18 protein-coding genes and 3 pseudogenes are annotated in these 22,941 nt (G+C 58.4%); 14 read left to right on the top strand and 7 right to left on the bottom strand.

The window, feature by feature from the left end; genetic code table 11:
- The first annotated feature begins 1 nt into the window (after nt 1).
- The 3 genes from G3N64_RS04010 to G3N64_RS04000 are packed head-to-tail and all read left to right on the top strand — an operon-like array spanning nt 2 to nt 2,027.
- Entirely contained in the window at nt 2–475 is a 474-nt protein-coding gene (locus G3N64_RS04010; protein WP_205782491.1) for a hypothetical protein, read from the top strand.
- Between the two features lie 18 nt (nt 476–493).
- Nucleotides 494–1,060 carry a hypothetical protein gene (locus G3N64_RS04005; protein ID WP_205782490.1) on the top strand — a complete coding sequence of 189 codons (567 nt, stop codon included), beginning with the start codon at nt 494–496 and terminating at the stop codon, nt 1,058–1,060.
- A gap of 31 nt (nt 1,061–1,091) precedes the next feature.
- Complete coding sequence (locus G3N64_RS04000) at nt 1,092–2,027, top strand: alpha/beta hydrolase (protein WP_205782489.1); 936 nt, start codon at nt 1,092–1,094, stop codon at nt 2,025–2,027.
- Between the two features lie 755 nt (nt 2,028–2,782).
- Here G3N64_RS04000 and G3N64_RS39585 read toward each other — a convergent pair.
- Nucleotides 2,783–2,977: pseudogene (locus tag G3N64_RS39585) on the bottom strand (DUF2384 domain-containing protein); the annotation flags it as partial.
- 120 nt (nt 2,978–3,097) lie between these two features.
- Entirely contained in the window at nt 3,098–4,132 is a 1,035-nt protein-coding gene (locus G3N64_RS03995; protein WP_205782488.1) for a substrate-binding domain-containing protein, read from the bottom strand.
- A gap of 591 nt (nt 4,133–4,723) precedes the next feature.
- Here G3N64_RS03995 and G3N64_RS03990 point away from each other — a divergent pair.
- The 3 genes and pseudogenes from G3N64_RS03990 to istA form a co-directional block, all read left to right on the top strand.
- Complete coding sequence (locus G3N64_RS03990; RefSeq protein ID WP_205782487.1) at nt 4,724–5,929, top strand: porin; 1,206 nt, start codon at nt 4,724–4,726, stop codon at nt 5,927–5,929.
- Between the two features lie 18 nt (nt 5,930–5,947).
- Entirely contained in the window at nt 5,948–6,433 is a 486-nt protein-coding gene (locus G3N64_RS03985; protein WP_205782486.1) for an MFS transporter, read from the top strand.
- Nucleotides 6,434–6,478: 45 nt separating this feature from the next.
- A pseudogene (gene istA / locus G3N64_RS03980) lies at nt 6,479–7,480 on the top strand (IS21 family transposase); the annotation flags it as partial.
- 88 nt (nt 7,481–7,568) lie between these two features.
- On the opposite strand, the gene G3N64_RS03975 reads toward istA, so the two are convergent.
- Genes G3N64_RS03975 through G3N64_RS03965 form a run of 3 tightly spaced genes read right to left on the bottom strand, consistent with a single transcriptional unit; the run spans nt 7,569 to nt 10,596 of the window.
- Complete coding sequence (locus G3N64_RS03975) at nt 7,569–8,573, bottom strand: tyrosine-type recombinase/integrase (protein WP_205782485.1); 1,005 nt, start codon at nt 8,571–8,573, stop codon at nt 7,569–7,571.
- Nucleotides 8,570–9,511, bottom strand: coding sequence for a tyrosine-type recombinase/integrase (locus G3N64_RS03970; protein ID WP_205782484.1), 942 nt, complete (start codon nt 9,509–9,511; stop codon nt 8,570–8,572). Before G3N64_RS03970 ends, G3N64_RS03975 begins: the two co-directional genes overlap by 4 nt.
- A complete protein-coding gene (locus tag G3N64_RS03965) occupies nt 9,508–10,596 on the bottom strand; it encodes a tyrosine-type recombinase/integrase (RefSeq protein WP_205782483.1) in 1,089 nt (362 codons plus the stop codon). Before G3N64_RS03965 ends, G3N64_RS03970 begins: the two co-directional genes overlap by 4 nt.
- Nucleotides 10,597–10,932: 336 nt before the next feature.
- Between G3N64_RS03965 and G3N64_RS03960 the strand changes: the two are divergent.
- Both G3N64_RS03960 and istB read left to right on the top strand, forming a co-directional pair.
- Nucleotides 10,933–11,457: pseudogene (locus G3N64_RS03960) on the top strand (IS21 family transposase); the annotation flags it as partial.
- A gap of 12 nt (nt 11,458–11,469) precedes the next feature.
- Nucleotides 11,470–12,237, top strand: coding sequence for an IS21-like element helper ATPase IstB (gene istB / locus G3N64_RS03955; protein ID WP_175007400.1), 768 nt, complete (start codon nt 11,470–11,472; stop codon nt 12,235–12,237).
- Between the two features lie 15 nt (nt 12,238–12,252).
- Here the strand turns inward: istB and G3N64_RS39580 are convergent, their stop codons facing one another.
- Complete coding sequence (locus tag G3N64_RS39580; protein ID WP_241020769.1) at nt 12,253–12,450, bottom strand: hypothetical protein; 198 nt, start codon at nt 12,448–12,450, stop codon at nt 12,253–12,255.
- Here G3N64_RS39580 and G3N64_RS03950 point away from each other — a divergent pair.
- The 6 genes from G3N64_RS03950 to G3N64_RS03925 all read left to right on the top strand — a co-directional run bounded on the left by G3N64_RS03950 (nt 12,383) and on the right by G3N64_RS03925 (nt 21,740).
- On the top strand, nt 12,383–13,318 hold the full coding sequence (locus tag G3N64_RS03950; RefSeq protein ID WP_241020761.1) for an MFS transporter: 936 nt from the start codon (nt 12,383–12,385) through the stop codon (nt 13,316–13,318). The two genes, G3N64_RS39580 and G3N64_RS03950, sit on opposite strands and share 68 nt — an antisense overlap.
- A gap of 123 nt (nt 13,319–13,441) precedes the next feature.
- Nucleotides 13,442–14,935, top strand: a complete 1,494-nt coding sequence (gene argH, locus G3N64_RS03945) for an argininosuccinate lyase (protein ID WP_060317506.1) — start codon at nt 13,442–13,444, stop codon at nt 14,933–14,935.
- Between the two features lie 184 nt (nt 14,936–15,119).
- Nucleotides 15,120–16,592, top strand: coding sequence for a glucose-6-phosphate dehydrogenase (zwf, locus tag G3N64_RS03940; protein ID WP_205782482.1), 1,473 nt, complete (start codon nt 15,120–15,122; stop codon nt 16,590–16,592).
- Between the two features lie 55 nt (nt 16,593–16,647).
- The gene (locus G3N64_RS03935; protein ID WP_205782481.1) at nt 16,648–17,697 is read left to right on the top strand and encodes a glucokinase; all 1,050 of its coding nucleotides are present in this window, start codon (nt 16,648–16,650) and stop codon (nt 17,695–17,697) included.
- A 1,725-nt stretch (nt 17,698–19,422) separates the two neighbouring features.
- Nucleotides 19,423–19,905, top strand: a complete 483-nt coding sequence (locus G3N64_RS03930) for a molybdopterin-dependent oxidoreductase (RefSeq protein WP_205782480.1) — start codon at nt 19,423–19,425, stop codon at nt 19,903–19,905.
- A complete protein-coding gene (locus tag G3N64_RS03925; RefSeq protein ID WP_152855878.1) occupies nt 19,902–21,740 on the top strand; it encodes an ATP-binding protein in 1,839 nt (612 codons plus the stop codon). Before G3N64_RS03930 ends, G3N64_RS03925 begins: the two co-directional genes overlap by 4 nt.
- Here G3N64_RS03925 and G3N64_RS03920 read toward each other — a convergent pair.
- Nucleotides 21,730–22,581, bottom strand: a complete 852-nt coding sequence (locus G3N64_RS03920; protein WP_152855879.1) for a helix-turn-helix domain-containing protein — start codon at nt 22,579–22,581, stop codon at nt 21,730–21,732. The two genes, G3N64_RS03925 and G3N64_RS03920, sit on opposite strands and share 11 nt — an antisense overlap.
- Between the last annotated feature and the right edge of the window lie 360 nt (nt 22,582–22,941).

Below are 22,941 nucleotides of genomic sequence, written 5' to 3'. Positions count from 1 at the left end.
AATACTCCACACCTCGATTGCCCTGGTGGCAGTGGCGTGTGGTCTGGTGGCGTTGTTTAAGCACGGCGAAATCGAGATGAGGACGCGATCCGGCCGGCTCTATATATGGCTGACGGCAGCGACGGCAATCACCGGCCTCTTTATTTTCCGCCACGGCGGATTCGGGCCGCCCCATGCACTGGCAATCCTGACGTTGGCAGTGCTCGCCATTGCCAGTGCCTGCGAGCGACATAGGGAAGCGGGCGTAGCACGCTACCTGGCCGTACTGGGCTACTCGCTTACGCTGTTCTTCCATCTGATCCCAGGATTGACGGAGACCGGCACGCGCATCCCGATCGGCAATCCGGCCTTCAGCGGTCCGGAAGATCCGACACTGAAGGCGATGGTTGGCATCGGCTTCCTCGTCTACCTGACTGGCGCGACGGTCCAGGCGATGCGTATCCGCCGCTCCCACCGACTGACGGCCACCCCCTGAATCTCTGTTGCCCTTATGATGAGCCAGCCAGAACAAGGACAGCCGAGGCTATTTGCCCAACTACCGCTGCTCGACGGCATTCTTGAACAGCATAGGGCGCAGCTCGGTGCCGACTTCATCGCCTATCGCAACCACGCCTATCGGGTTGCCAATTTCTGCAGCGCGCTGGCGCCATCGGCGGTGGCCGGAGAGCCGGTCATCAGCATCGCAGCCGCCTTTCACGACCTGGGAATATGGACCGATGGGACCTTTGACTACCTGGAGCCATCCCGGCTGATCGCGAGCGACTGGCTGGAGGACGATGGCGATCGCCAGGAAATGGGCAGATTGGTGGACGCCATGATCTGCCAGCATCACAAGATCCGGCCCTATCGCGGCGCAGAAGGGGAATTAGTCGACATGTTCCGGCGGGCCGACTGGGTAGACGTGACCGGCGGATTCATCACCGCGTCGATTCCGAAAGGATTTCTGGCCGACGTATTCGCGCGGTTTCCCAACGCTGGATTCCACCGCTGCCTTCTTCGGCTGACATGCCGGCACGCTGTCCTGCACCCCCTCAAGCCACTCCCAATGATCCGGTGGTGAGATAGCCACCAACTTTCCAGGAGATGCAGTCATGAAGCGTTTTTTCGCCAGATGCATGCCAACCTTCGGCGTTCTGCCCACTGCGGGCCACGCGGCTGCCGCCGATGCCGCGGTCTCCGCGGGTACCGCCCCGACGTCCTACGTGACGGTCGAGGGCGACAGAATTGCCTACCGCAAGATAGGGCAGGGACCTACGATCATTCTCGCCAACCGCTTACGGGGGACGCTCGATACATGGGATCCGTTGTTTCTTGACGGACTAGCGTCGCGGTACACCGTCGTAACCGTCGACTATCCCGGCATCGGATACTCGAACGGCAAACTGCCCGACTCCATGGCATCGGCGTCGACGTTCGTCGATGAGTTCGCCAACGCGATCGAGGCCGATCGTTTCGTCATCCTGGGCTGGTCGTGGGGAGGACTTGTGGCTCAGACCTATCTTCTGGACCACGCGCAACGAGTTACTCAGGCGATCCTCATCGGAACCAACCCACCGGGACATAACGATATCCCACTGCAGCAGGTGTTTCTCGATCGCGCGTTCAAGCCTGTGAACGATCTGGCGGATGAGGAGGTTTTGTTTTTCGAGCCCGCCTCCAAGGCAAGCCGTGCCGAGGCCAAGGCATCTCACGAACGCATCTATGCTAGGGCTGACGTTACCTCCAAGATACCCTCCAGGCCCGACGAGTTGGCGCCGTACTTCACGGCGGCAGAGGGCTTCCACAAGGATGAGGAGCACCGGCGCGATCGCATGGGGCAAGTGAATGTGCCGATCCTGGTAATCGCAGGAGACCACGATACGAGCGCCGCTGGGCAGAACTGGTTTCCTTTGATCGGGAAGATGCGACAAGCGCAATTCATCTTCTTCTCCGAGGCGGGGCACGCACCACAGCACCAACACCCCGAACTTATTTCCGACTACATTCACGATTTTCTCGTCAGGACCTCTCGCGACGGCGAGAGATGAACTCTGCGCCGGGCGGCCTTCTTCCGCGACAGTCGTCGACCATGGCTGACGTGAGGTCAACTGTCAGTGTCAGGTCGGCTGTAGCGGTCGATCGGACGAAGCCGCTCGCGCGGTAGGAGGCTCAGTTCCAGTGTGGAGGGGTGTTGGAGGACGGGAAGTCGACTCTGACTCGCGAGAGTGTGGCTGCCTGGATCAACTAGTGACAAAGCTTTGCCCAAACTAGATTTCTGGGCGTTCTCAAATCTGAAGTGCAACACCTTGCCATCCGGTTAGGTGCATTCGCGAGCATGGGTGCCCCTCCTTCAGCGGGCGTCAACACAGCAAAGCGCAGGATCGGCCGATACGACCGCCATGATCAGCGCAGGGACTGCCCGTAATCTGGTGTGGAGCTGCCTCTCAGGCGTCCGCACTAATCTGCGCGCCAGTGTCCGTTGATGGCCGATACCTGCCGGAAACGGGTGCCGGCTCACGACGCTGTCGGAATTGCGCGCTGCAGTCGACATGGAGGTCCACGAACTACGCTCGTAGTGCGCGGATCCGAGATACGCAATTTCCAAGTAGACCTACGGTCAAGTGAGCGCGAAAAAGAAAATGCCCGCTCATCAGGCAGGCATTTGAGGAGGTGGGGCAGGAACATACCGCGGGAACACGCCCAATCCGGTAAGTCCCGCTCCCTATTTTCTAGTACCGCGCATCTGTCGACTACGACATGAGAGTAGCCGTGAATTTGCAGATTCGCAACGTGCACCCCCGACCTATCCAGCCGCGCCAGCCCCGAGTGATGTGACGTATCGCAGCAGGTCTTCAGTGCGCCCTTCAGAAACGAGCTGCTCAGCAGTCTTGTAATCAAAGGTCGGCAGCGGTTCATTAAGATACCAAAACAGCGTGCTTCGTACGTCTCCGGAGATATCGGTTGCAGCTCGGATGACCCGGAGCGCGTCTCGAAGGTACGCGTTGTGCGAACCTGAGTTTGAACGAACGATCATCCCGTAGGGGCAAAAGTTCATCCTTCTCGTTCGACGCCCGAAGGACTTGCGGACAGCCCATCTGCCAAGTCGCGCGCTTCGTTCCTAAGCTCGTGAGATCGACTCGCGGACAACCAATTCGACGGAGGCTACCTGATGCCACGACGTGCTCGGCGCAGAGGGGCTGACGATTTGATCCACGAGTATTTCCCCAAGGAGCTCGCCGGATCGGCGGATCGCGACTTCCGTTGCGGTCAATTGAGGCGTGAACGACGACGCTTGAATTCCCCGAAGTTTGTCGTCGTGCGCGATCACCGAGACATCCCGACCAATTTTGAGTCCTCGGTCATGCACCGCTCGATAAACACCCTGTGCGAGAAACACCGATCCGCATAGAAATGCCGTGGGGGGCGAATGCGCTGCGAGCATCTCGCTTGCGACGGCATACCCGGATTCCTCAGTCATCGGAACACCGAATTGATATGCGGGATCGGGCCGTAACCCGTGTTCCTCGTAGGCCCGCAAAAAACCTCGAGCCCGCGCCGCGGCGTAACTGAATTCGGGCAGCCCGTTCAGCATTACGATTCGTCGATGCCCAAGGCTCAGCAGTAGCGATGCTGATTTGAAAAAGACGGCCTCGTTGTCGATGTCGACGAACGCGTAGTCCTCAGACGTTGACGTGCGACCGTGAACAACGAAAGGTATGCCCAGCGATTTGAGTAGCGGAACCCGGGGGTCATCAACCCTCGCGCGGGTAATGATGATCCCGTCAATCGAGCGCGCTGCAGCAAGACGGCGAATGACTGCCTCCTCGCCTTCTTCGCCAAATGGAGCAAGCACCAGGTCGAAGTGCTTGCGATTGAGTGCTTCCGTAATACCGGCCAGGACGTCCACGAAGTTCGTCTGCGCGAGCAACAGCCGTTGCAACGGAAAGACCAGCCCCGCCGCATTTGTCCGTCCCGTTGCCAATCGCCGTGCTGCCTCGTTTGGCCGGTAACCCAGCGCTTCAGCCGCTTCGGTCACGCGCTGGCGAGTCTTTGCGCTGATCTGCGTATGGCCCGCCAGAGCTCGGCTCACTGTCGCCTGGGACACGCCCAAATGGTTCGCAAGCGTCTTGAGATCAACTCTCCCTTTGCTCATGAGGACCGCGCTCCGTTCGTCTGGTTATCCATTGTAACCGCTTTAAATCTATCGAATGCTCGCGCCTGAGTCTTCCACCCGATCCCCGGCAACCCCAGCGCCCCATTCGCGGTGCGACCCCAACCTTCGACGTGCCCATAGGTTGTGGAGTCGGCCAAGTAGGGTTGAGTCGAAGTAACGATGGATGCGCTGACTGGCCGAAATAGCGAAGGAGATTCGAACAAAGATGCGAAGAGCAGCATAAAAATCCAAACAGCCTTCATCCTGGCCGGCCCAAAGGATAAGCGCTTTAATTTTTGTGACTGCCATCGGAGGCGCCTAGCCAGGAAGCGCAGGCGTAAACCCCTATGTTTCAGGTAGTTTGCCGCTGTTGACAGCGTGATTCGTTGGGAACAGTATACGCAAGCGCTTTAAATTATTGTGCGTGACCGAGGCTCAACGAGCCGCGGGTGCAATTGGTGTCAAAGCCGTGCACCAACCAGATATCAGCTTAGTAGTGCCAACTGAGCAGACTGCGGCGACGTCGATTGGTCGCGCCAGGCTCGACGTCAAGCGCAACGAGCCGAACGAATCACATACGGAGACATCTCGATGCAATTCCTCAAATCGACTGTGGCAACGGCGAGCGTCCTCGCTGCATTGCCCGTGTACGCGCAAAGTAGCGTGACCCTTTACGGTGTCGTGGACACGGGCATCGTGTACCAGAACAATCAAAGTTCGCTCGGCGCGACGTCCGGTGGCCACTCGGCTGTCAAATTCGCCTCCGGCATCTGGAACGGCAATCGATTCGGCCTGCTGGGTTCCGAGGATCTGGGTGGCGGCACGAAGGTCATCTTCAAGCTCGAATCCGGCTTCAATCTCAATACCGGTGGCCAGCAATATGCAAACGCGCTGTTCGGGCGGCAATCCTACGTGGGTGTAGCGAATACGAGTTTCGGTACCCTGACCGCGGGGCGTCAGTACACGTCGTACTACACGATGCTTTCCCCCTATAGTCCGACCACCTGGCTGACTGGTTACTTTGGCGCACACCCCGGCGATCTCGATTCACTTGACACAAGCTATCGCGCCAACAACTCGCTGGTTTATACGTCGCCCAAGCTTCACGGATTCACTTTCAGCGGCTCGTATTCGATCGGCGGCGTTCCGGGCAGCTTGAATAGCGGCTCCACCTGGAGCGTCGGTGCGCAGTATCAGGCAGGTCCGATGGGAATTGCTGCTGCTGTTCAGCGCGTGAACAATTCGACGCCGGGTGGCGGCGTATGGGGAGCCGACTCGACCACAACGTCGGGCGGACAGGTCGGCGTTTCTTCGGTGACGAACGGTTATCAGACGGCCGCCGCGCAGCAGCGCATTGCGGTGACAGCCGGCTACGCGTTCTCGCCGCGGTGGGACGTATCGGCGTCGTATTCGAACGTTCAGTACATTCCCGGCGTGCACTCCAGCTTCGCGAACACGGCCACCTTCAACACCGCCGGGGCAGTCCTTCATTTCAAGCCGGTGTTGCAGTGGGACTTGGCCGCCGGATATAGCTTCACGCGCGCCACGAAGGCAAACGGCATGACTCATGCGGCGCAATATCAGCAGTTCAGTCTCGGCGAGTATTACAGTTTGTCGAAGCGCACCGCCATCTATGCCCTCCAGGCCTTCCAGACCGCGAGCGGGCAAACGCTTGGCACGGCGGGAGCCGGTCATGTCATCGATGCAACGGCGACCGTCGGCGACGGGACCCAGAGCACCCCTTCGTCCGGCCGTCGCGTGTTTGCGGCTGGCGTAGGCATCGTTCACCGGTTTTGATTGGGAAGGGTCACGAACATGAACTCGACCAACTCACAATCCCGTCGCACGGGATCAATCGAAACGGCACAGATTGCCGCTCCCTCGGCGGGGCATGACGCGAGCTATCAAGGGCTGCAATCGAAGCGGGGCGGCGCCTATGCGTGGTTCGTTCTCGCCCTCCTCTCGGTCGTTTCGTTTCTCAACTACGCCGATCGGACCGTCGTCACGGCGATCATGCCGACCCTGCAGCACACCTTCAATCTGACCGACCTGCAGCTCGGCTGGCTCAACGTCGCGTTCAAGATGTTGTACGGCGTCGGATGTATCTCGACCGGCTATATCGCCGACCGTCTGGGGCGAGGCTATACGATCCTGTTCGGGCTCGTGTTCTGGAGCATCTGCGTATTTCGGACGAACGTGACCGGCCGTTTCGGGATCGTGACCGGCGATTTCGGCAACGTGACCGGACATTTCGGGAACGTGACCGAGCGGACCGGAAGGCAGGATTGGCGTTGCGCATGACATCAACCACGCGGGCTATGCTCGCCGGCTTTGGCCGGAGACAGCATGCCCGCGCACCGGATGAACATGCGCATGATCAAGGACGTTTTACGACTTAAATTCGATGGCGGCTTCTCGCACGATCGGATCGCCGCGTCGCTGGGCATTTCCAAGGGCGTGGTCACGAAGTACGTCGGACTGGCGGGCGCCGCTGGGCTGGATTGGGCGAGTGCCTGCGACATGGATGAAGGCGAGCTCGAGCGCCGGCTGCTCGGCAAGCCCACGGGGCCAGCAGCCTACGCCCAGCCGGACTACGGGCGCATCCATCAGGAGCTGCGCCGCAAGGGCGTGACGCTCACGTTGCTCTGGGAGGAGTACCAGGCCGAGTTTGCGGACCGGCAGACCTATCGCTACACGCAGTTCTGCGAGCACTACAAGACATTCACCAAACGCCTGAAGCGTTCGATGCGGCAGATCCATCGCGCCGGCGAGAAGCTGTTCGTCGACTTCGCGGGCCCGACGTTGCCGCTGACCACCGGACGCCGCGCGCACATCTTCGTGGCCGCCATGGGCGCGTCGAGCTACACGTTCGCATGCGCGACGCCGGCCGAAACGATGGAGGACTGGTTGGGCGGCATTGCACGTGCGCTGACCTTCTATGGGGGCGTGCCGCAGCTGATCGTGCCGGACAACCCGCGCGCGATGATTGCCGATCCCGACCGTTACGAACCGCGCGCAGGCGACACCGTGCTGGACTTCGCACGGCATTACGGTACGTCATTCCTGCCTGCTCGCGTATATCGCCCGCAGGACAAGCCGAAAGTAGAGGTGGCGGTCCAGGTGGTCGAACGCTGGATCATGGCGCGTCTGCGTCATCATCGATTTGCGTCGGTCCAATCGGTCGATGACGCGATCCGGCCGCTGTTGAAGAACCTGAACGAGCGCCCGTTCCAGAAGCTGCCGGGATGCCGCGCCAGTGCGTTCGCCGAACTGGACGCGCCGGCACTGCAGCCGCTGCCACTCCAACCCTATGAGCTCGCGCGCTTCAAGGCGGTGACGGTGCACATCTTGTGTGGCGAAGCGATTTCTGTGGCCTTGGCGCTGAGGAGCAGCGTCCTGCGGAGATCCCCGCAATCTAAAGGCCACAGAAATCCAGTTACAGTGATCGCAGGAATCGCAGCAGATCGGATTCCATTCGCCGCCGCGGTGTCTCGCCGGATGGCTGCAGTTGCGCCAAGGCACGCGACTTCATCTCCAGGTCGATCTGCGCGTAAATGTTGGTGGTGTTGAGCGACACGTGGCCGAGCCACGCGCGGATAGTGTTGATGTCGACACCCGAGCGTAGTAGGTAGGTGGCCGTTGTATGCCGAATCGTGTGCGGGCTGACCCGCTTCGCACCGACCGCAGGGAACCTCGCCTCGATGCGCTTCGCGCAGCGCTCCACCAACGAGTGGACTCCGAATCTCGTAATCGACATACCACACCGGTTCAGGAATACATGCTGGTCCACTGGCCGACCGACAATCAGCGCCGAGATCTCCGCTGCCGTTTGCGGCCAGAGGGGACATAATCGAACCTTGTTGCCTTTGCCCAGCAATCTGACAAACGCGTTGCTGTTGCCATCCCGCGACTGCAATTGCAGGTCCTCAACCCTAACCTGTGCAACCTCTGTCGCTCGTGCGCCTGTGTTGTACAGGAACATTAGCAGCGCGTGGTCACGCACTCCCTGTGCCGTTCGCAAGTCTGCAGCAGCAAGAAGTGCGTCCATCTCGGGCTTCTCAAGGTAGGGGATCTCGGGGCGTGCAAACTTACGGAATGGGATCGCCACGACACGCCCAGACCATTCCAGGTGCTCTGGTCCGTATTCGCCGACGAATCGCGCGAAGCTATGTATGGCCGAGAGACGTTGGTTGACGGTTCTCGCGCCCACAGCTTTACTCGTCGTCGCGGTTGGTAGAAACTGGTTGATCAGGTCCCTGTTGATGTCGTCGACCTTGAGCAGATCAGGACGCGTTCGTAGTTCGTTCGCTGCGTAGCGAATGAGCCTGGCTAGAGTGTCGCGATAGCTCAACTGCGTGCTTCGCGCGACACTTCTTACCGTGACGAGGTAATCGGCCAGGAAGCGTTTGACCCACGGGGCCAACAGATTCAGATCGTTCATGACTGTTTCTCCAACGCGACGTAGTGCTCGAGACGGGTCGATGCTTCCACAAGAAGTTCCGGTGACATGGGCAGATAGGCCTGGGTGGCCGCTATGCTCGCGTGTCCGAGATAGGTCGATAGCAGAGGAAGAAGTTGCTGCACGTCAGCGCCCTGCTGGTACCAGGTGGTCAAACGATGTACGGCGAACGTTGCCCGCATATCGTGCAAACGCGGCTGATACCGGGCGCCGTCGTTACGCCGAACGCCAGCCTTTGACCTGAGCCTTGCAAATGCGCGTCGGACGCCGCCCGCGGTTGGCCGACCACCGTCACGACGGATAAACAGTGGCGTGTCGTCGCGAGTTTCGATGCTGAGGGAAGTATGAACGGCCACCACGTATTCGTGCAGGATGTGGACGAGCTGCGTTCCAATTGGAACCCATCGTGTCTTGTAGAACTTCGTGTCGCGAACCGTGAGCATCTGCTGCGGCAGATCCACATCCGCGAGGCATAAATGTAGTGCTTCGCCCAGTCGCAGGCCCGTCCCATATAAAAGCAGTACGAGGGCCCGAAGGGTACGAGCTTCAATCAGCGTCGCGCGGACACTGTCAAGCGCAGCGATCAGTCTGGCGACGTCGTCCTCGGAATACACATAGGGCTGGTAATCCTGATAGCAACGTGGTGTCCTGGCAGGTAGCGGAATGGTAGGCACCAAGCCGCGCGCGAGCGCGAAACGGAAGAATCCCATGAGAGCAGAGTGCTTGCGATGCCAATAATGGCTGAGCGGTAGATTCCCATCGAGGAATGCTCGCACCTCCGTCTGTGAGATCGAAATGAGTTCCCGGTTATCGCCCACGCACTTCGCAAACAAGGAAAGCACGCCGTGAATACTGTCACCTTTGCATCCATTGGTGTGGATAACCTGGATGTACAGTGAGATTGCGTCAACGAGCTTCATAGAAACCTCCCGAGATCAACGTCAGCCACTCGGCGTAAGCCTTCGATGTCGACCTTCGCGTATATCGCCGTGGTCGCGGGATGGCAGTGTCCGAGGAAATCGCCAATCTCCTTCATGGTTAGACCTCGTCCTAGAAGCTGGGTCGCACACGCGTGCCGCAAGGCATGTGGCCCCGTGTGTTTGATCGACAAATCCATTGGCCTTAGCTGACGATTCACAATCTGCCAGAGCGCGCTGCTGCCGAGTGGTTGATATGGACTCCGCAACTGTAGAAACACCTCCCGCCGATCGGACTTCACTCGAACAAAACGAAGATACCTCGCAAGAGCATCTGCTACGTCGCCGGCCAACGGAAATACAGCAACATGTGGGCTTTGCTTGGAGCGATGTATGCGAACAAGGGCTTGCTGCCAGTCAAAATCGTCGAGGCGCAGTCGGCGCACTTCGGCCACACGCAATCCGTACACCGCGAACATCATCATGACCGCGCGATCACGAATCGCTCCAGGTCGGTCCCCTACAAGCTTCTCAAGAACGCGAAGGACTTCCGGCCAGGACGGCCCAGCAGGTAGTGCCTCGCCTTGATATACCCGGGGCGGTTGTATTGACGACGATAAACCGAGTCGGCAATGCCCGTGCTCTTCCAAATAGCGAATAAAACTGCGGATGCTGTAGCCATAGGTTTGCATCGACGCGCGCGTCAAACCATCGCGGCTTCCCTTCGAGGCAAGAATAAGGTCGATGGCTCTCCAGTCGAGTTGATGTATGTCATAGCCCTCGGCATCGGCGAGTCGAAGAAACTCGGAGGCGCGCCCGCAACGCGTGCGGATTGTTAGTGCGGAGAGGTTACGCTCGTCGCGCATGAAGCGAGCGTAGGCCGCGATCTGTTCCGAGCCATGCTGTTCGCTGGTCGGCGCTTGCAGTCGTCCGAGAAAACGCAACCAGCTCGTCGCTGTCGATACATACGCCGTCCGGGAAGCTTCGCCATCGGTGCGGGTGGGATGAGCCGCTTGACGGTTACGCCATCGATCTGCGAGCTTGTTAAGTTGAGCAGCGGTGAAGGAATCCGGTAACTTCCATCTCAACGCCTCTCCTATCCGTATCAGGTACGCTGCATGGCGAATCAATGTCTTGCGGGAAACCCGCTGATGCTGCATGTACTCGAGGTACCGGACTCGCTCACGATAGAGCGGCGCTGTGGTGTGACGAGCAACTGCAGCCGGGTGTTTGAAAAGTCGATCGAACATGAGGAGACCTCCTTCCGCAAAAAAAGGCGGAAAGGTAATGTTGCTCCTCAAATTGGGCCATGCTTCTGTGGCCTTCAGACTTCGAGGGGCTTCACTGAACGCCGCTCCTCAGCGCCAAGGCCACAGAAATCTCTTCGCCACACAAGATGTGTTCTGTGGTCGACCACAGAAGGCATCGACTATCACGTCGAGATCAACAAACACCGCTACAGCGTCCCGCACGCGTTAGTTGGCCTCAAGCTCGATGCGCGCATCACGGCGGGCGCTGTCGAGTTGTTGCATCGCGGCCGCCGTGTTGCCAGCCACGCCCGCAATGACCGCGCAGGTGGCTACACCACCGTCGTCGAGCACATGCCGGCCGCACACCGCGCCCATCTGGAATGGACGCCGCAGCGGTTGATTCACTGGGGCCAGCAGATCGGCGCGGCAACTGGCGCCCTCGTCACCCGGCTGCTGCAGGAGCAGCGCCACCCTGAACACGGCTATCGGGCGTGCCTCGGATTGCTCTCGCTCTCCCGTCGCTATGGCCGCGAACGTCTCGAAGCGGCGTGTGCGCTGGCGCTGGAACTGGGCGTGCACCGTTACCGCCACGTGCGCGACATTCTGGTCAACAACCGCGATCGCGCCGCAGCGACAACGCCTGCCGACTGGATCAGCCCGAACCACGCGCATGTACGCGGCCCCAGCTACTACCAATAAAGAGAACCCGCGATGATGATGCAACAGACCCTGACCCAACTGCGCACCCTGAAGCTGGACGGCTTCGCTGATGGATTGGAAGAACAGTTGACGCAGCCCGGCGCGGCCAGCCTGAGCTTCGAGGAACGCCTGTCGCTACTGGTCGACCGGGAAGCTAGTTGGCGTGATGATCGGCGCCGGACCCGGCTGCTCAAGCAGGCGCGCCTCAAGTATCCGCAGGCCGCCATCGAAGACCTCGACACCCGTTCCGGTCGCGGCGTGGACCCGCGCTCGCTCACGAGCCTGGCTCTCGGCGACTGGGTCGAAGCCGGCTACAGCCTGCTCATCAGCGGCCCAACCGGCGCGGGGAAATCGTGGCTCGCCTGCGCCTTGGCGCAGTACGCCTGCCGGCGCGGGCATTCGGCGCTGTACTTGCGTGTGCCGCGACTCGGCGAGGAACTGCGCGTGCTGCACGGCAACGGCGGCTTCACCAAATGGCTGCTGCAGGTCGCCCGCGTTGATGTGCTCCTGCTGGACGATTGGGGAATGGCTCCCCTCGATGCGATGGTTCGAAACGATCTGCTCGAGATGATCGATGACCGCGCGGCGGGCAAAGCCACCATCGTGACCAGCCAGTTGCCGATCGAGCACTGGCATGGCTGGATCGGTGACGAGACCATCGCCGATGCGATGCTCGACCGTCTCATGCAGCGTCATCACCGGATCACGCTGACCGGCGAATCGCTCAGAAAAGCATCCCTCAAACCGAACATCCTGGAGCCCGAACTCGACCAGAACTGACAAGGAAATCTACAATCAACACCGCGCAACGCCCAAGCCCGCCGAATCGGTCACGTTCCCGAAATCGGCGGTCACGTTCGCCGAAATACGCAGCATCTGTATTCTCGTCAGCCCGATCCAGGCGTCGTTCATCGGCTTTCTGACGATGCGGGCGCTGACCGGATTTGGCGAAGGGTCGTATTTCCCTTCCGGAACGGCATTGATCAGCGGCATCCACAACGATCGCTCGCGGTCGACTGCCCTGTCGATTCACCAGGCCGCAACATTCATCGGCGGGCTCGTGGGCGCCGTGTCGGTCGCCTATCTGGCTGAACATTACACCTGGCACCTGGCGTTCTACGGATACGGCACGTTCGGCATCATCTGGGCCGGCGTTCTCTATTTCGCCATCCGGCGCTACATGAAAAGCGGCAAGGCGACGCCAGCACGGGCCACAACGAATGGCGGAGCGCGGGTCAATACTTATCGTGTCGTGCTCGGAATTCCGTCGGCGGTCTTGCTCATCGTCGTTTTCTTCTGCGGGAACTTCGTGGCGGACGCGTTGTGGACCTGGGCGCCGACCTATTTCTACCGTCAGTTCAATACGTCGCTGACCGTATCCGCATTCTTCGGGAGCATCCAGAACATCTCGGCACTCGCCGCGGTGCTTCTCGGCGGAGTGATGGGCGACCTCATCTCTCGACGCTTCGTCCAAGGACGATTCATTGTCCTCGGCGCGAGCCTGCTGATCGCAACAGGCTTCGTTCTCGGGGCGGGATTATCGAGCAATGTCACAGTCGCCGTCTTGTGCCTCGTCGGTGCGGGCTTCTTCAAGGGTGCGTATGACGCGAACATCTACGCTGCGCTGCACGATGTAATTCCGTCATACGCTCGAGCGACAGCGACTGGCACGATGCTCGCGATTGGCGTTGTCGGCGCAAGTGTGTCGTCAATCACGTTTGGCGCACTCGCGAAACCGTTCGGACTCGGCAACTGCTTCGCGATCTTCTCGAGTCTGTTTTTCATCGGTGGCGTGCTGATTCTGACGCGACTCGGTGCGATCCGACAGGACGTCGAACGGGTGCGCAGCACCGCATCCTGACGTTCTCCAAACGATTCAGTTTCTGTATCGAGACTCCGCAACCGGCAGACGAACCTCGTGTTCGTCTCCCCATATTCATCCAATAGAGCGAGCTGCGGGCCGCAGCTCGCAAGAGGCACCATCATGAAAATTCAAGACTCCAGTCGTTTTCCCGCACCGGTCTATACCGAGACTGTCCTCTCCCCCCTCTTCGAAGGCGCCAAACAGCACCATCGAAATTTTCAACGTGTCGACCGCGCGCATCTGGTCATGCTGAAGGAAACGGGCGTGATCGACCGCGAGACGGCATCGTCGATCGGCCGTGCGCTGCTGGATATCGAGCGCGAACTCGATGTCGACGCGTTGACGTACACGGGAGAGTTCGAAGACTACTTCTTCCTGATTGAAGGAGAGCTGAAGAAGCGGCTCGGCGTCGATATCGCAGGGCGGCTCCATACCGCGCGGTCGCGCAATGACATGGATCACACCCTGTTCAAGCTCGCCATGAAACCCCAGATCGACACGCTGCTGGTAAAGGGTCGCCTGCTCGCGCGGTCCCTGCTGGAGACGGCGCAGCGTGAGCAAGCAACACTGATCGTTGCCTATACGCATGGGCAGCCGGCACAACCGACCACGTTCGGACACTATCTGGCAGCAGCAATCGAGGTACTGTTGCGCGACATTGACCGCCTTCAGGGGGCGCGTGAACTCGTCGACTTGTGTCCGATGGGGGCTGCGGCGATCACGACGACCGGGTTTCCGATCGATCGACATCGCGTGGCAGAGCTTCTCGGATTCTCCGCACCGCTCAGAAATTCCTATAGCTGCATCGCGGCCGCCGACTATGTGACGTCGACGTATTCTGCAATTGAACTGATGATGCTGCACCTTGGCCGACTGGTGCAGGACTTCCAGTTCTGGTCGAGCTTCGAAGTCGGCCAACTCTACGTTCCGAATGCGTTCGTCCAAATCAGCTCGATCATGCCGCAGAAGCGCAATCCGGTACCGATCGAACATCTTCGACTGTTGGCATCGCATGCGATGACGCGCTCGCACGCGATGCTGACCGTCATGCACAACACGCCGTTCACCGATATGAACGACAGCGAGGGCGAAACCCACACGCAAGGCCACACTGCATTCGCTCTCGCCGGTCGGGTGCTGGATCTGCTCGCCGGATTCGTGAAGGTACTGACGGTGAATGAAGACAAGGTCCGCGCGAACATTGGAAGGAGTTGCATCACGGTCACGGAGCTGGCGGATACGCTGGTACGGACCGAGGGACTTTCGTTCCGGCAAGCCCATGAAATCGCCGCCCATACGGCTAAAGCCGTTGTATCGATCGAAAGCAGTCTTGCCGAGCGCGGTTACCCGTTTTTCCGAGAAGCATTCGTGGAAACATGTGATCGCGTGCCGAGCATCGACGAGTCAATGTTCCAGGAAATCGTCTCGCCCGAGCATTTCATCTCGGTTCGTGACCGTTTCGGCGGCCCGGCTCCAGCCGCACTCAACGCAGCCCTGGAGGCATATGCCAGCAGGCTAACTGAATTCGACGAGGTCGCCGCGGCGACGTCCGAGCGCGAGGGCCATGCCACCGCCAATCTGCGAACCGCCTTTGCGAGCGTCGTCGAAGCTTAGATTCGGATCGACTATCCACCTGCATCGCCCGCTGTTCTGTCCGAGGCGCTCTTGCCACGGGGCAGTCGCAGCGCGCGATGTTCTCCGCGATCAGCCGACGCGATACCCGATATGCGTTTTCCGGTCCATCGTTGGGCGAGCACAGCGCACAGATGCCTCGTTGGTTTTCTCAATCACGCTCTCTATGCAACACAGCCTCACTCGCGCCTTCACGTTCATTCTCTATGGCGGCACCGGCGATCTCGCGATGCGGAAGATCCTGCCGGCGCTCTATCAGGCACATCGCGACGGTAAGCTCGCCACGAATGGCAGAATCGTCGCCGTCGCCAAACCCGAATTGGACAGCCATGCGTTCTCGGAATGGGTCAATGAGCGCGTGCGCCCGCATGCGTTCATCGCGTGCGGTGATGAAGCAACGTGGTCCAGCTTTCTTGCGCGGTTGTCCTACGTCAGCCTGGACCTCGGCAGCGAGCGTCAATTCGAAAAACTGAGTGAAGTGCTGAATGCCGAGAATGCGCAGGATGCAGTTCGTGTGCATTATCTCGCCACGGCTCCGTCGCTGTTCGTCCCGATTTGTCGAGGTCTTGCCGCGACCGGCTTGAATGCTGGCGCTCGAATCGTATTGGAGAAGCCACTCGGCCATGACTTGGCTTCCTCTAGATCGATCAACGACACGGTAGGCGAAGTCTTCCATGACGACCAGATCTTCCGGATCGATCATTACCTTGGAAAGGAATCAGTTCAGAACCTGTTGGCCCTTCGCTTCGCGAACGCATTGTTCGAGCCGCTATGGCGTCGCGAATGGATCGACAATATCCAGATTACTATCGCCGAGAATCTCGGTGTCGAAGCGCGCGGCGCCTTTTACGATCAGACCGGTGCCCTAAGGGACATGGTGCAGAACCATCTTCTGCAATTGCTCGCGATCACCGCGATGGAGCCGCCACAGAATATGTCCGCGGACGCGGTTCGCAACGAGAAGTTGCAAGTCCTGCGTGCCCTGAAGCCCATCAATGTCGATGACATGCACCGTCAAGTGGTATTTGGTCAGTATCAACGCGGCTACTGGAAGGGCGAACCCGTGCCGGCCTATGCGGCCGAGACGGGCGTACCGACCAATACCCAGACCGAAACCTACGTTGCGTTGAGGGTTGAGATCGAAAATTGGCGCTGGGCTGGAGTCCCGTTCTTCCTCCGGACGGGAAAGCGAATGCCCGAACGAGTTACCGAGATTGTCGTCAATTTCAAGCCCGTTCCGCTTTCTGTTCTCGGGCCGTCTGTTTTCGCTGCGGGTGCGAATCAATTGGTGATTCGTCTGCAGCCCGATGAATCGATTCGTCTCTACTGTCTTGCAAAGCAACCTGGCGACGGTATGCGGCTACAGCGCGTGTCACTCGATCTCGCATTCGATCGTGTGTTTCCGGGGCGCAGCATGGACGCGTACGAGCGACTGCTGCTCGATGTAATCGATGGGCGCCTCTCACTCTTCGTGCGACGAGACGAACAAGAACAAGCGTGGCAGTGGGTACAACCGATCCTCGAGGCGCCGGCGCGTGATCTACACCCGAGGCCGTATGCGGCGGGAACGTGGGGGCCGGCTGCAGCCAGTTCACTACTTGCCGCTGCAAGGACATGCTGGCGGGAAGAAGAAAACTGACGAACTCACGCTGCCCCAAAGTTTCGACGAATTTGTACCTTGTATGAGATGCGAGATGAGCGATTTGAACTTGCAAGCCGACGACAGTAGCAACGTGGAGTACTGCGTCGATGAACCGCGATTACTTGCCGACGTCGGCGGAACCAACGCGCGCTTTGCGCTCGAGACGCGCCGCGGCCGATTCGATCATGTTCGCGTCTATCAATGCAGCGGCTTTCCAGGCATTTGCGAAGCCATTCACAGATACCTGCAAGAGGTGGCCGTCGCGCGTGTTCGTCACGCGGCTGTGGCAATCGCGAATCCCGTTGATGGTGACTGGGTAGCAATGACCAATCATGGTTGGCGTTTCTCGATCGACGCGACAAAGCAAGCGCTAGGCCTCGATGACCTTTGCGTCGTCAACGACTTCACTGCGTTGGCAATGGCATTGCCGTATCTGCGTGAGTCTCAGCTCCGCCAAATCGGTAGCGGCGTGGTTCGTTCCGGCGGGGTCGTCGGTCTCATCGGCGCTGGTACCGGATTGGGCGTCTCGGGTCTGATACCAGCCAGTGGACAATGGATACCGCTCGCCGGCGAAGGCGGACACGCAACCTTTGCGCCTTCAGACGAACGCGAAGTCGCCGTCCTGCGGTATGCATGGAAGGTCTGGCCTCACGTATCGTTTGAGCGTCTTGCGTCCGGCCCTGGCATCGCAGTCATTTATCGCGCGCTCAAGGCACGATCCGATGGCCACGACGGTGATTTGCCGACGGAGGAAATTGTCCGCCGCGCACTCAATCTTGATCCTCTGTGCGCCGAGGTCCTTGATTGTTTTTGCGGCATGCTCGGAACGGTCGCCGGCAATCTCGCGCTGACGCTCGGCGCGACCGGCGGTATCTATGTCGGAGGAGGTGTTGTGCCTCGATTAGGGGAGTTTTTCGAACGTTCGCCATTCCGGCAGCGCTACGAAGAAAAAGGGCGATTCAACGCGTATCTGCGCAATATTCCGACGTTTGTGATTACCGACGAGTACCCTACGTTTTTGGGCGTGTCTGCCATTCTGGAAACGTACCTCAAGAGCGGCGCACGCCCCGGACATGCAGGTCAAGACAGGGGTTCGATTTAAGCCCGATTGCGAAGTTTTCGGGCGGGCGCAGATTTATTCTCCGGCCCGCTTGAACTCCATCAACGAATGGTCGATCTGTTCTGCTTCGCCTTAGCATTTCCATGGGCGCCCGTTGCACGACACTCCGCTGAGGCGGGCACGGCTCTACCGAGCTTCAGCTTGCTAGGCGTGCAGCCGCATATGGCGGCGCATGGAGTACTCCAGACTCCCGGCTTTTTGCTGCTGAATTGCATGCTCTGAGCAGCACATGCCACGCTTGCGTTCCCACGCCACGATGATCACGGGCCCCGTAACGCATCGGTGATCACCCGGGACGGGAAGTGAAATAAATGGGGCCACGACAAGGAGCCGTGAGACTTGCCCGGACTAACGAGCCGTGCGAACTGCATGGGACGAGGAAATATCGCGTCCATCGTATAGCCACGAACGATCGAGATGCACGCCGAGTTCCGTCGAATTCTCATCGGATTCAGCCAAGATCCTATTCAAGGACCGAGTGTGGCCACCGCCGATAAGAGTCACACCGGCGCGCTCGCCGCTTTCTGCACGAGATGTACCGAGGGAGCCGGACAACTGTCCAAAGACAGCTTTTCTGAGAATTTTCGTGCCCAAGGACACTTTTTCTGAGACGAGCAGCGTGCACTCGTCTCAGAAAAGATGTCCAAGTCCTTGATTTTTCAAGAGGGGCAAAGACATCTTTTCTGAGAGCCCACAACACGTTGTTGTCTCTCAGAAAAGATGTCCGCAGTCTCAATAAGTTGTCTTTGAATAAAAGGCGACATTTTACGAACCAAGGATGCGATCTGCGTCGCCTTGTAATGAATCGCGGGTCGATATTTCTCGGAAGATGTTTTCGACACAATGTTCGATCGGCGACGTCATATCTTTGTTGCCGCGTTGAGAGCGCTCGACCACCACTTCACTTCGGATACGTGCGCAAGACTCGGACGTATAGCCGAGATTGGTCTTGCTTGGAGATTCGATGTACTCGTCGTTCCAAAGCGTCGACGTATGGCGGGATCCTATTCGAAACGGCTGTCCGAGGTCCCGATATGTTGCTTTTGAAGAAAAAGTAACATCACACGGGCTGATGGCTGGATCTGCGTCATTCTTCAAAAAATCTTCAAAAAAAGTGAGTCCGACTTCGAGGTAAGACGGTTGCCCTGGCACTTGAACTCAGCGATGCAGATGCGACGTCATTGCTCGACGCCGCCCGAGATTCTCAGAAGAAGTTGCACCTGCCGGAGGATTTGCATTCGGACGTACTGTCTATCTTCTCCCCGAATGGACTGACATTCTCACTTCTTGGTGACGTAAATTTTGTGAGATTCGTTACTTTGCTACTTCTTGCTATCGAGACGATCAAGATAGAGCGGTGTTGGATGTCAGTCCCTTCGAGCTAATAAAGCGTCGCTCTGAGACTTATGTGCGAGAAACACGGACTCATCGGTGTTACCTGCTGCAATAACGCACCGTAACGCTCTCGCCTCGACATGGCGATCAACCGCATCACCCGTGCTATCGTTGGCTACGGTATGCTTCATACGTTCGCTTCACTCGTGCTGGCTCACCGCTGACATTGATCTCGCGACTCCGGGTGTGACCGTTCCTAGTCACAATCGAGTTCGGTATGACGGGCGTCTCATGTTTTTGCAGGTTTGACTAAATAAAAAGAATTGCATTTCACCAAACAAGCGTCATTTTTTGGAGATGGCAGGTGATAAAATGAAAAGCGCTTTTGTGGTAATGGCAATATGGTCGATGGCTTGGTGTAACAGTGGGTATTGCTACAACTTAACAATATCGGGGGATATCAGTAATTTTACCGACCCCGAGGCCAAGGAATATGTATTTACGGAAGCCGATCTGATGCGACTTCCGGTCAGGACGATCCGAACGTCCACAGCTTGGACGCCAGTCAGTCTGTTTGAAGGTGTTTCGGTACTGGATATCTTGAAGAAAGTCGGCGGCAAGGGGAAATATATCACTGCATACACGCTGGATGACTACTATGGAGATATTCCAATATCGGATTTTGAAAAATATGGCGCCATTCTTGCCTACAAAATGAACGGCAAATATCTTTCCATAGAGAATTTCGGGCCGTTATTTATTGTTTATCCTAGAGACACGGGTGGGGGGGAGTTGAGTGGCCCGCTGTACAGTACACGATTCATCTGGCAAATATACAAAATCATCGTGAAATGAAATTGGACAAATTGCCGCGTGCGAGCGGCGTGTACGGCTACTTTCTGGTGCTGACGCTCCTGATGTTGGCGGCAATGTCGTCTGCCGTCTATTGCTACAACAACCTGTTCTCCGAGCGAAATTTCCTCTCGCTCGTCGGGACGCAGGAAAATTACGCATCATCCACAGCACAGTTCGAATCCCGTCTTGCCGACTTTGAATTGCTTCTCGACAGGAAGGATTGGGGTTGCCTGAGCCAGTGCAAGGATGTGACGACGGAATTCAAGATCCTTGAGTCAAAGTTCTTTGTTCTATCGAATCACTCGGAATCTACCCGGTTACTTTATGTGGAACCGGGCTACGCGGAACAGGTGGACCGGATCCGAGCGTTGTTCTCGGACGTGGAGCAAATTCTGGCTCGGCCCAAGGTCCCTTCGGTGCAACTGGAGGCGGCGGCACTGAAGATACGGCGGGTGCGGCTCGAGGCACGGAACCTGTCGACGCTCGCCGCGCATGCCGAGGCGAAGCAACGCGATCGCACCTACCAGATGTTCCTGTTGAATCGTCAGATTATCCTGATCGGTGTATCGATCATTATCATGTCGGCCGCGATTATCGGACTCGTCACGATCTTCAACATCAGGCAGCAAATGAAGACGATCCGGCAACAAGCGCGTGCGCTGGACGCGGAGCGCCGGGCGACTGCTGCTGCGGGCGAGGCGATTCGGGCCAAGAACGCGTTCCTGGGCGCGATTGGCCACGAACTCAGAACACCGCTGCAGAGCATCATGTCCGCGATCGATGTGATCGCCGGATCGAGGATCGGACTCGAGCATACCGACACCATCAAGCGCCTGGAGCTTGCCGTAGATCAGATCGAATCGCAGATGCGCGATCTTGCGGACTATGCCCGGCTCGACAGCGGAAAGCTCGAATTGCGAAACAGCGATTTCGAACTTGAACCGATCCTTCGTGCAACGGGTTCCGAGGCGGTCGCGCTGATTGGCAAGAAGCCAGTCAGGCTGATCTGCGAAAGTCAGGGGCTGGACGGCGTCTATCTGTATTCGGATGCGGTCAGGATCCGGCAGATCATGACGAACCTGCTGTCGAACGCGATCAAGAACACGAGGGATGGGGACGTCAAGCTGTCGTGCGAGCTACAGTCTGCCGGAAGCGCCGGACGTCTGATTCTGAAGGTTGAGGATACGGGCGCCGGCATCCCTGCGGACAAGCTTGAATTTATTTTTCAGCCATTTACACAGATCGGTCAGCGACAGTCGAACATTCATGACGGCGCGGGCATGGGACTGTCCGTCGTGAAGGGGTTGGTCGACCTGTTCGGTGGCGAGATTCGCGTGAAGAGCGAAGTTGGCCGAGGCAGTGCATTCACAGTGAACCTGCCCGTGAAAGTGTCCCGTGGCGACAATGCGTTGCTACCGGTGCCGGGCCGACAGGAATCGCCCGAACCGTCTACGTTCGCGTCGCCTCCTCACGTGCTGGTTGTCGACGACAATCCTTCAGCACTCAGGGCATTCGCGTCGCTACTGGATCAGATCGGCTGTACGCACGAGCCATGCGAGTCGGCGGAACGGGCGATACAGAAGCTCATGAGGCGCCCGTACGACGCGCTCATGCTCGACTTGAACATGCCCGAGCGCGATGGCATCTCGGTCGTACGTGAATTACGTCTGACACGCGGCCCGAACCACCGGATTCCGGTAATCGGCGTCAGTGCGCACGCGCCCGAGTTGCTGACGAAGGAACAGACGGCATTGTTCGATGACTATCTGATGAAGCCGGTCCGCCGGGAGGTACTGTTGCGCACGCTGGTGCGCCTGACATCCGTCAGCGATTGAAGTAACGATCGAATGCAGCCTTGATTACCGATAGCCTGATCGGTTTCTCATAGGGCCCGAGGATGTCGAAGGTCCGCATTGCGCGAGCGATTTGCGACTCGCGCTCCGAGGTGTTGAGTTGTCCGGTCAGCACAAGAATAGGAGCATCGGGATTCTCGGATTGCCTTATCTTCGTCATGCAGCTCTCCGAGGTGTCCTGACCGATGATCCAGTCCACGACGAAACCGTCGAACATCTGATCGCGGACCGCATCGTTGAAGGACTGGATATCGTAATAGGCCTGCGTGTTGAAACCCTGATTACGCAAGTACTTGGATAACTCGTCGGCCGCCTCGGCCGAGTCGTCGAGAATCGCGATGCTTAAGCGGCGGATCTCCTCGACAGTTGGCCTGATCGTGACCAGGCGCACGCTGTGCAGTTGACCGTCAGGTGCATTGTCTGCTGTATGGATGAACCAACGACCGTCGGTTTCCAGTGCGACCAGATCGCCGCGCTGGTCCGCAGACAAGGCCAGGCCGATATGCGCTTGGCACGGAATCGCTGTGTTACCGATAACGAGCGACGCGGCGGTTGGGTCTCCCTCCACGGGGGCAGAGTCTGCTTGAGACTCGCCAAACAGTTGGCCGACGTCCTCGCCGAACTCCGCGGTAATCTGATTGACTTGGTGAATCGCCCAGGGGCTCTGGCCTTTCAGCTTTCGATGAGCCTGCGAGAAACTCAGGTTCAGGATCCGACTGATGGTGCCAGCGTGTTGACGTCTGCCGATGCCGTTCTTTGTCAGAATTTCCCTGATCCGTTGGGCGATCAGAGCCGCGCTGACGTCGTGTTCAGAACTTTCCATTTTCAATAGTGGATGATGAGTCGAGGCGTGCCGGTGTTACGGGCCGTCCGGCAGAGGGGCGCCGCAGGCTGGCAGTGTGAACGTTGCGATTCACGCTAAGTATTACACGCATGACCGGCCTCCGGGGACGCTATCACGAGCACAAAACATCGCGTTTCATACCATAAACGCCGCACCGCCACCTCTTCCCTCTCTAATGTTGCATAACATGTGAGGTTGTTTTCTATAAAAACCCTTGACACGCGATTCCCGCCGTCTAAAATGCCTTTCCATGCGATGTTTTTGTTGCGCGAGATGCCATGTTTTTTGGCGACCCGCACCCTCTTCGCTTTCGATGTGTGTCAAGTAACAGTCGTGTCG

The organism is Burkholderia sp. Ac-20344 (assembly GCF_017104975.1).
In the GTDB taxonomy this organism is placed as follows: Bacteria; Pseudomonadota; Gammaproteobacteria; order Burkholderiales; family Burkholderiaceae; genus Burkholderia.
Note: the sequence above shows the minus strand (reverse complement) of the source record. Positions and strands in the feature narration are given on the sequence as shown.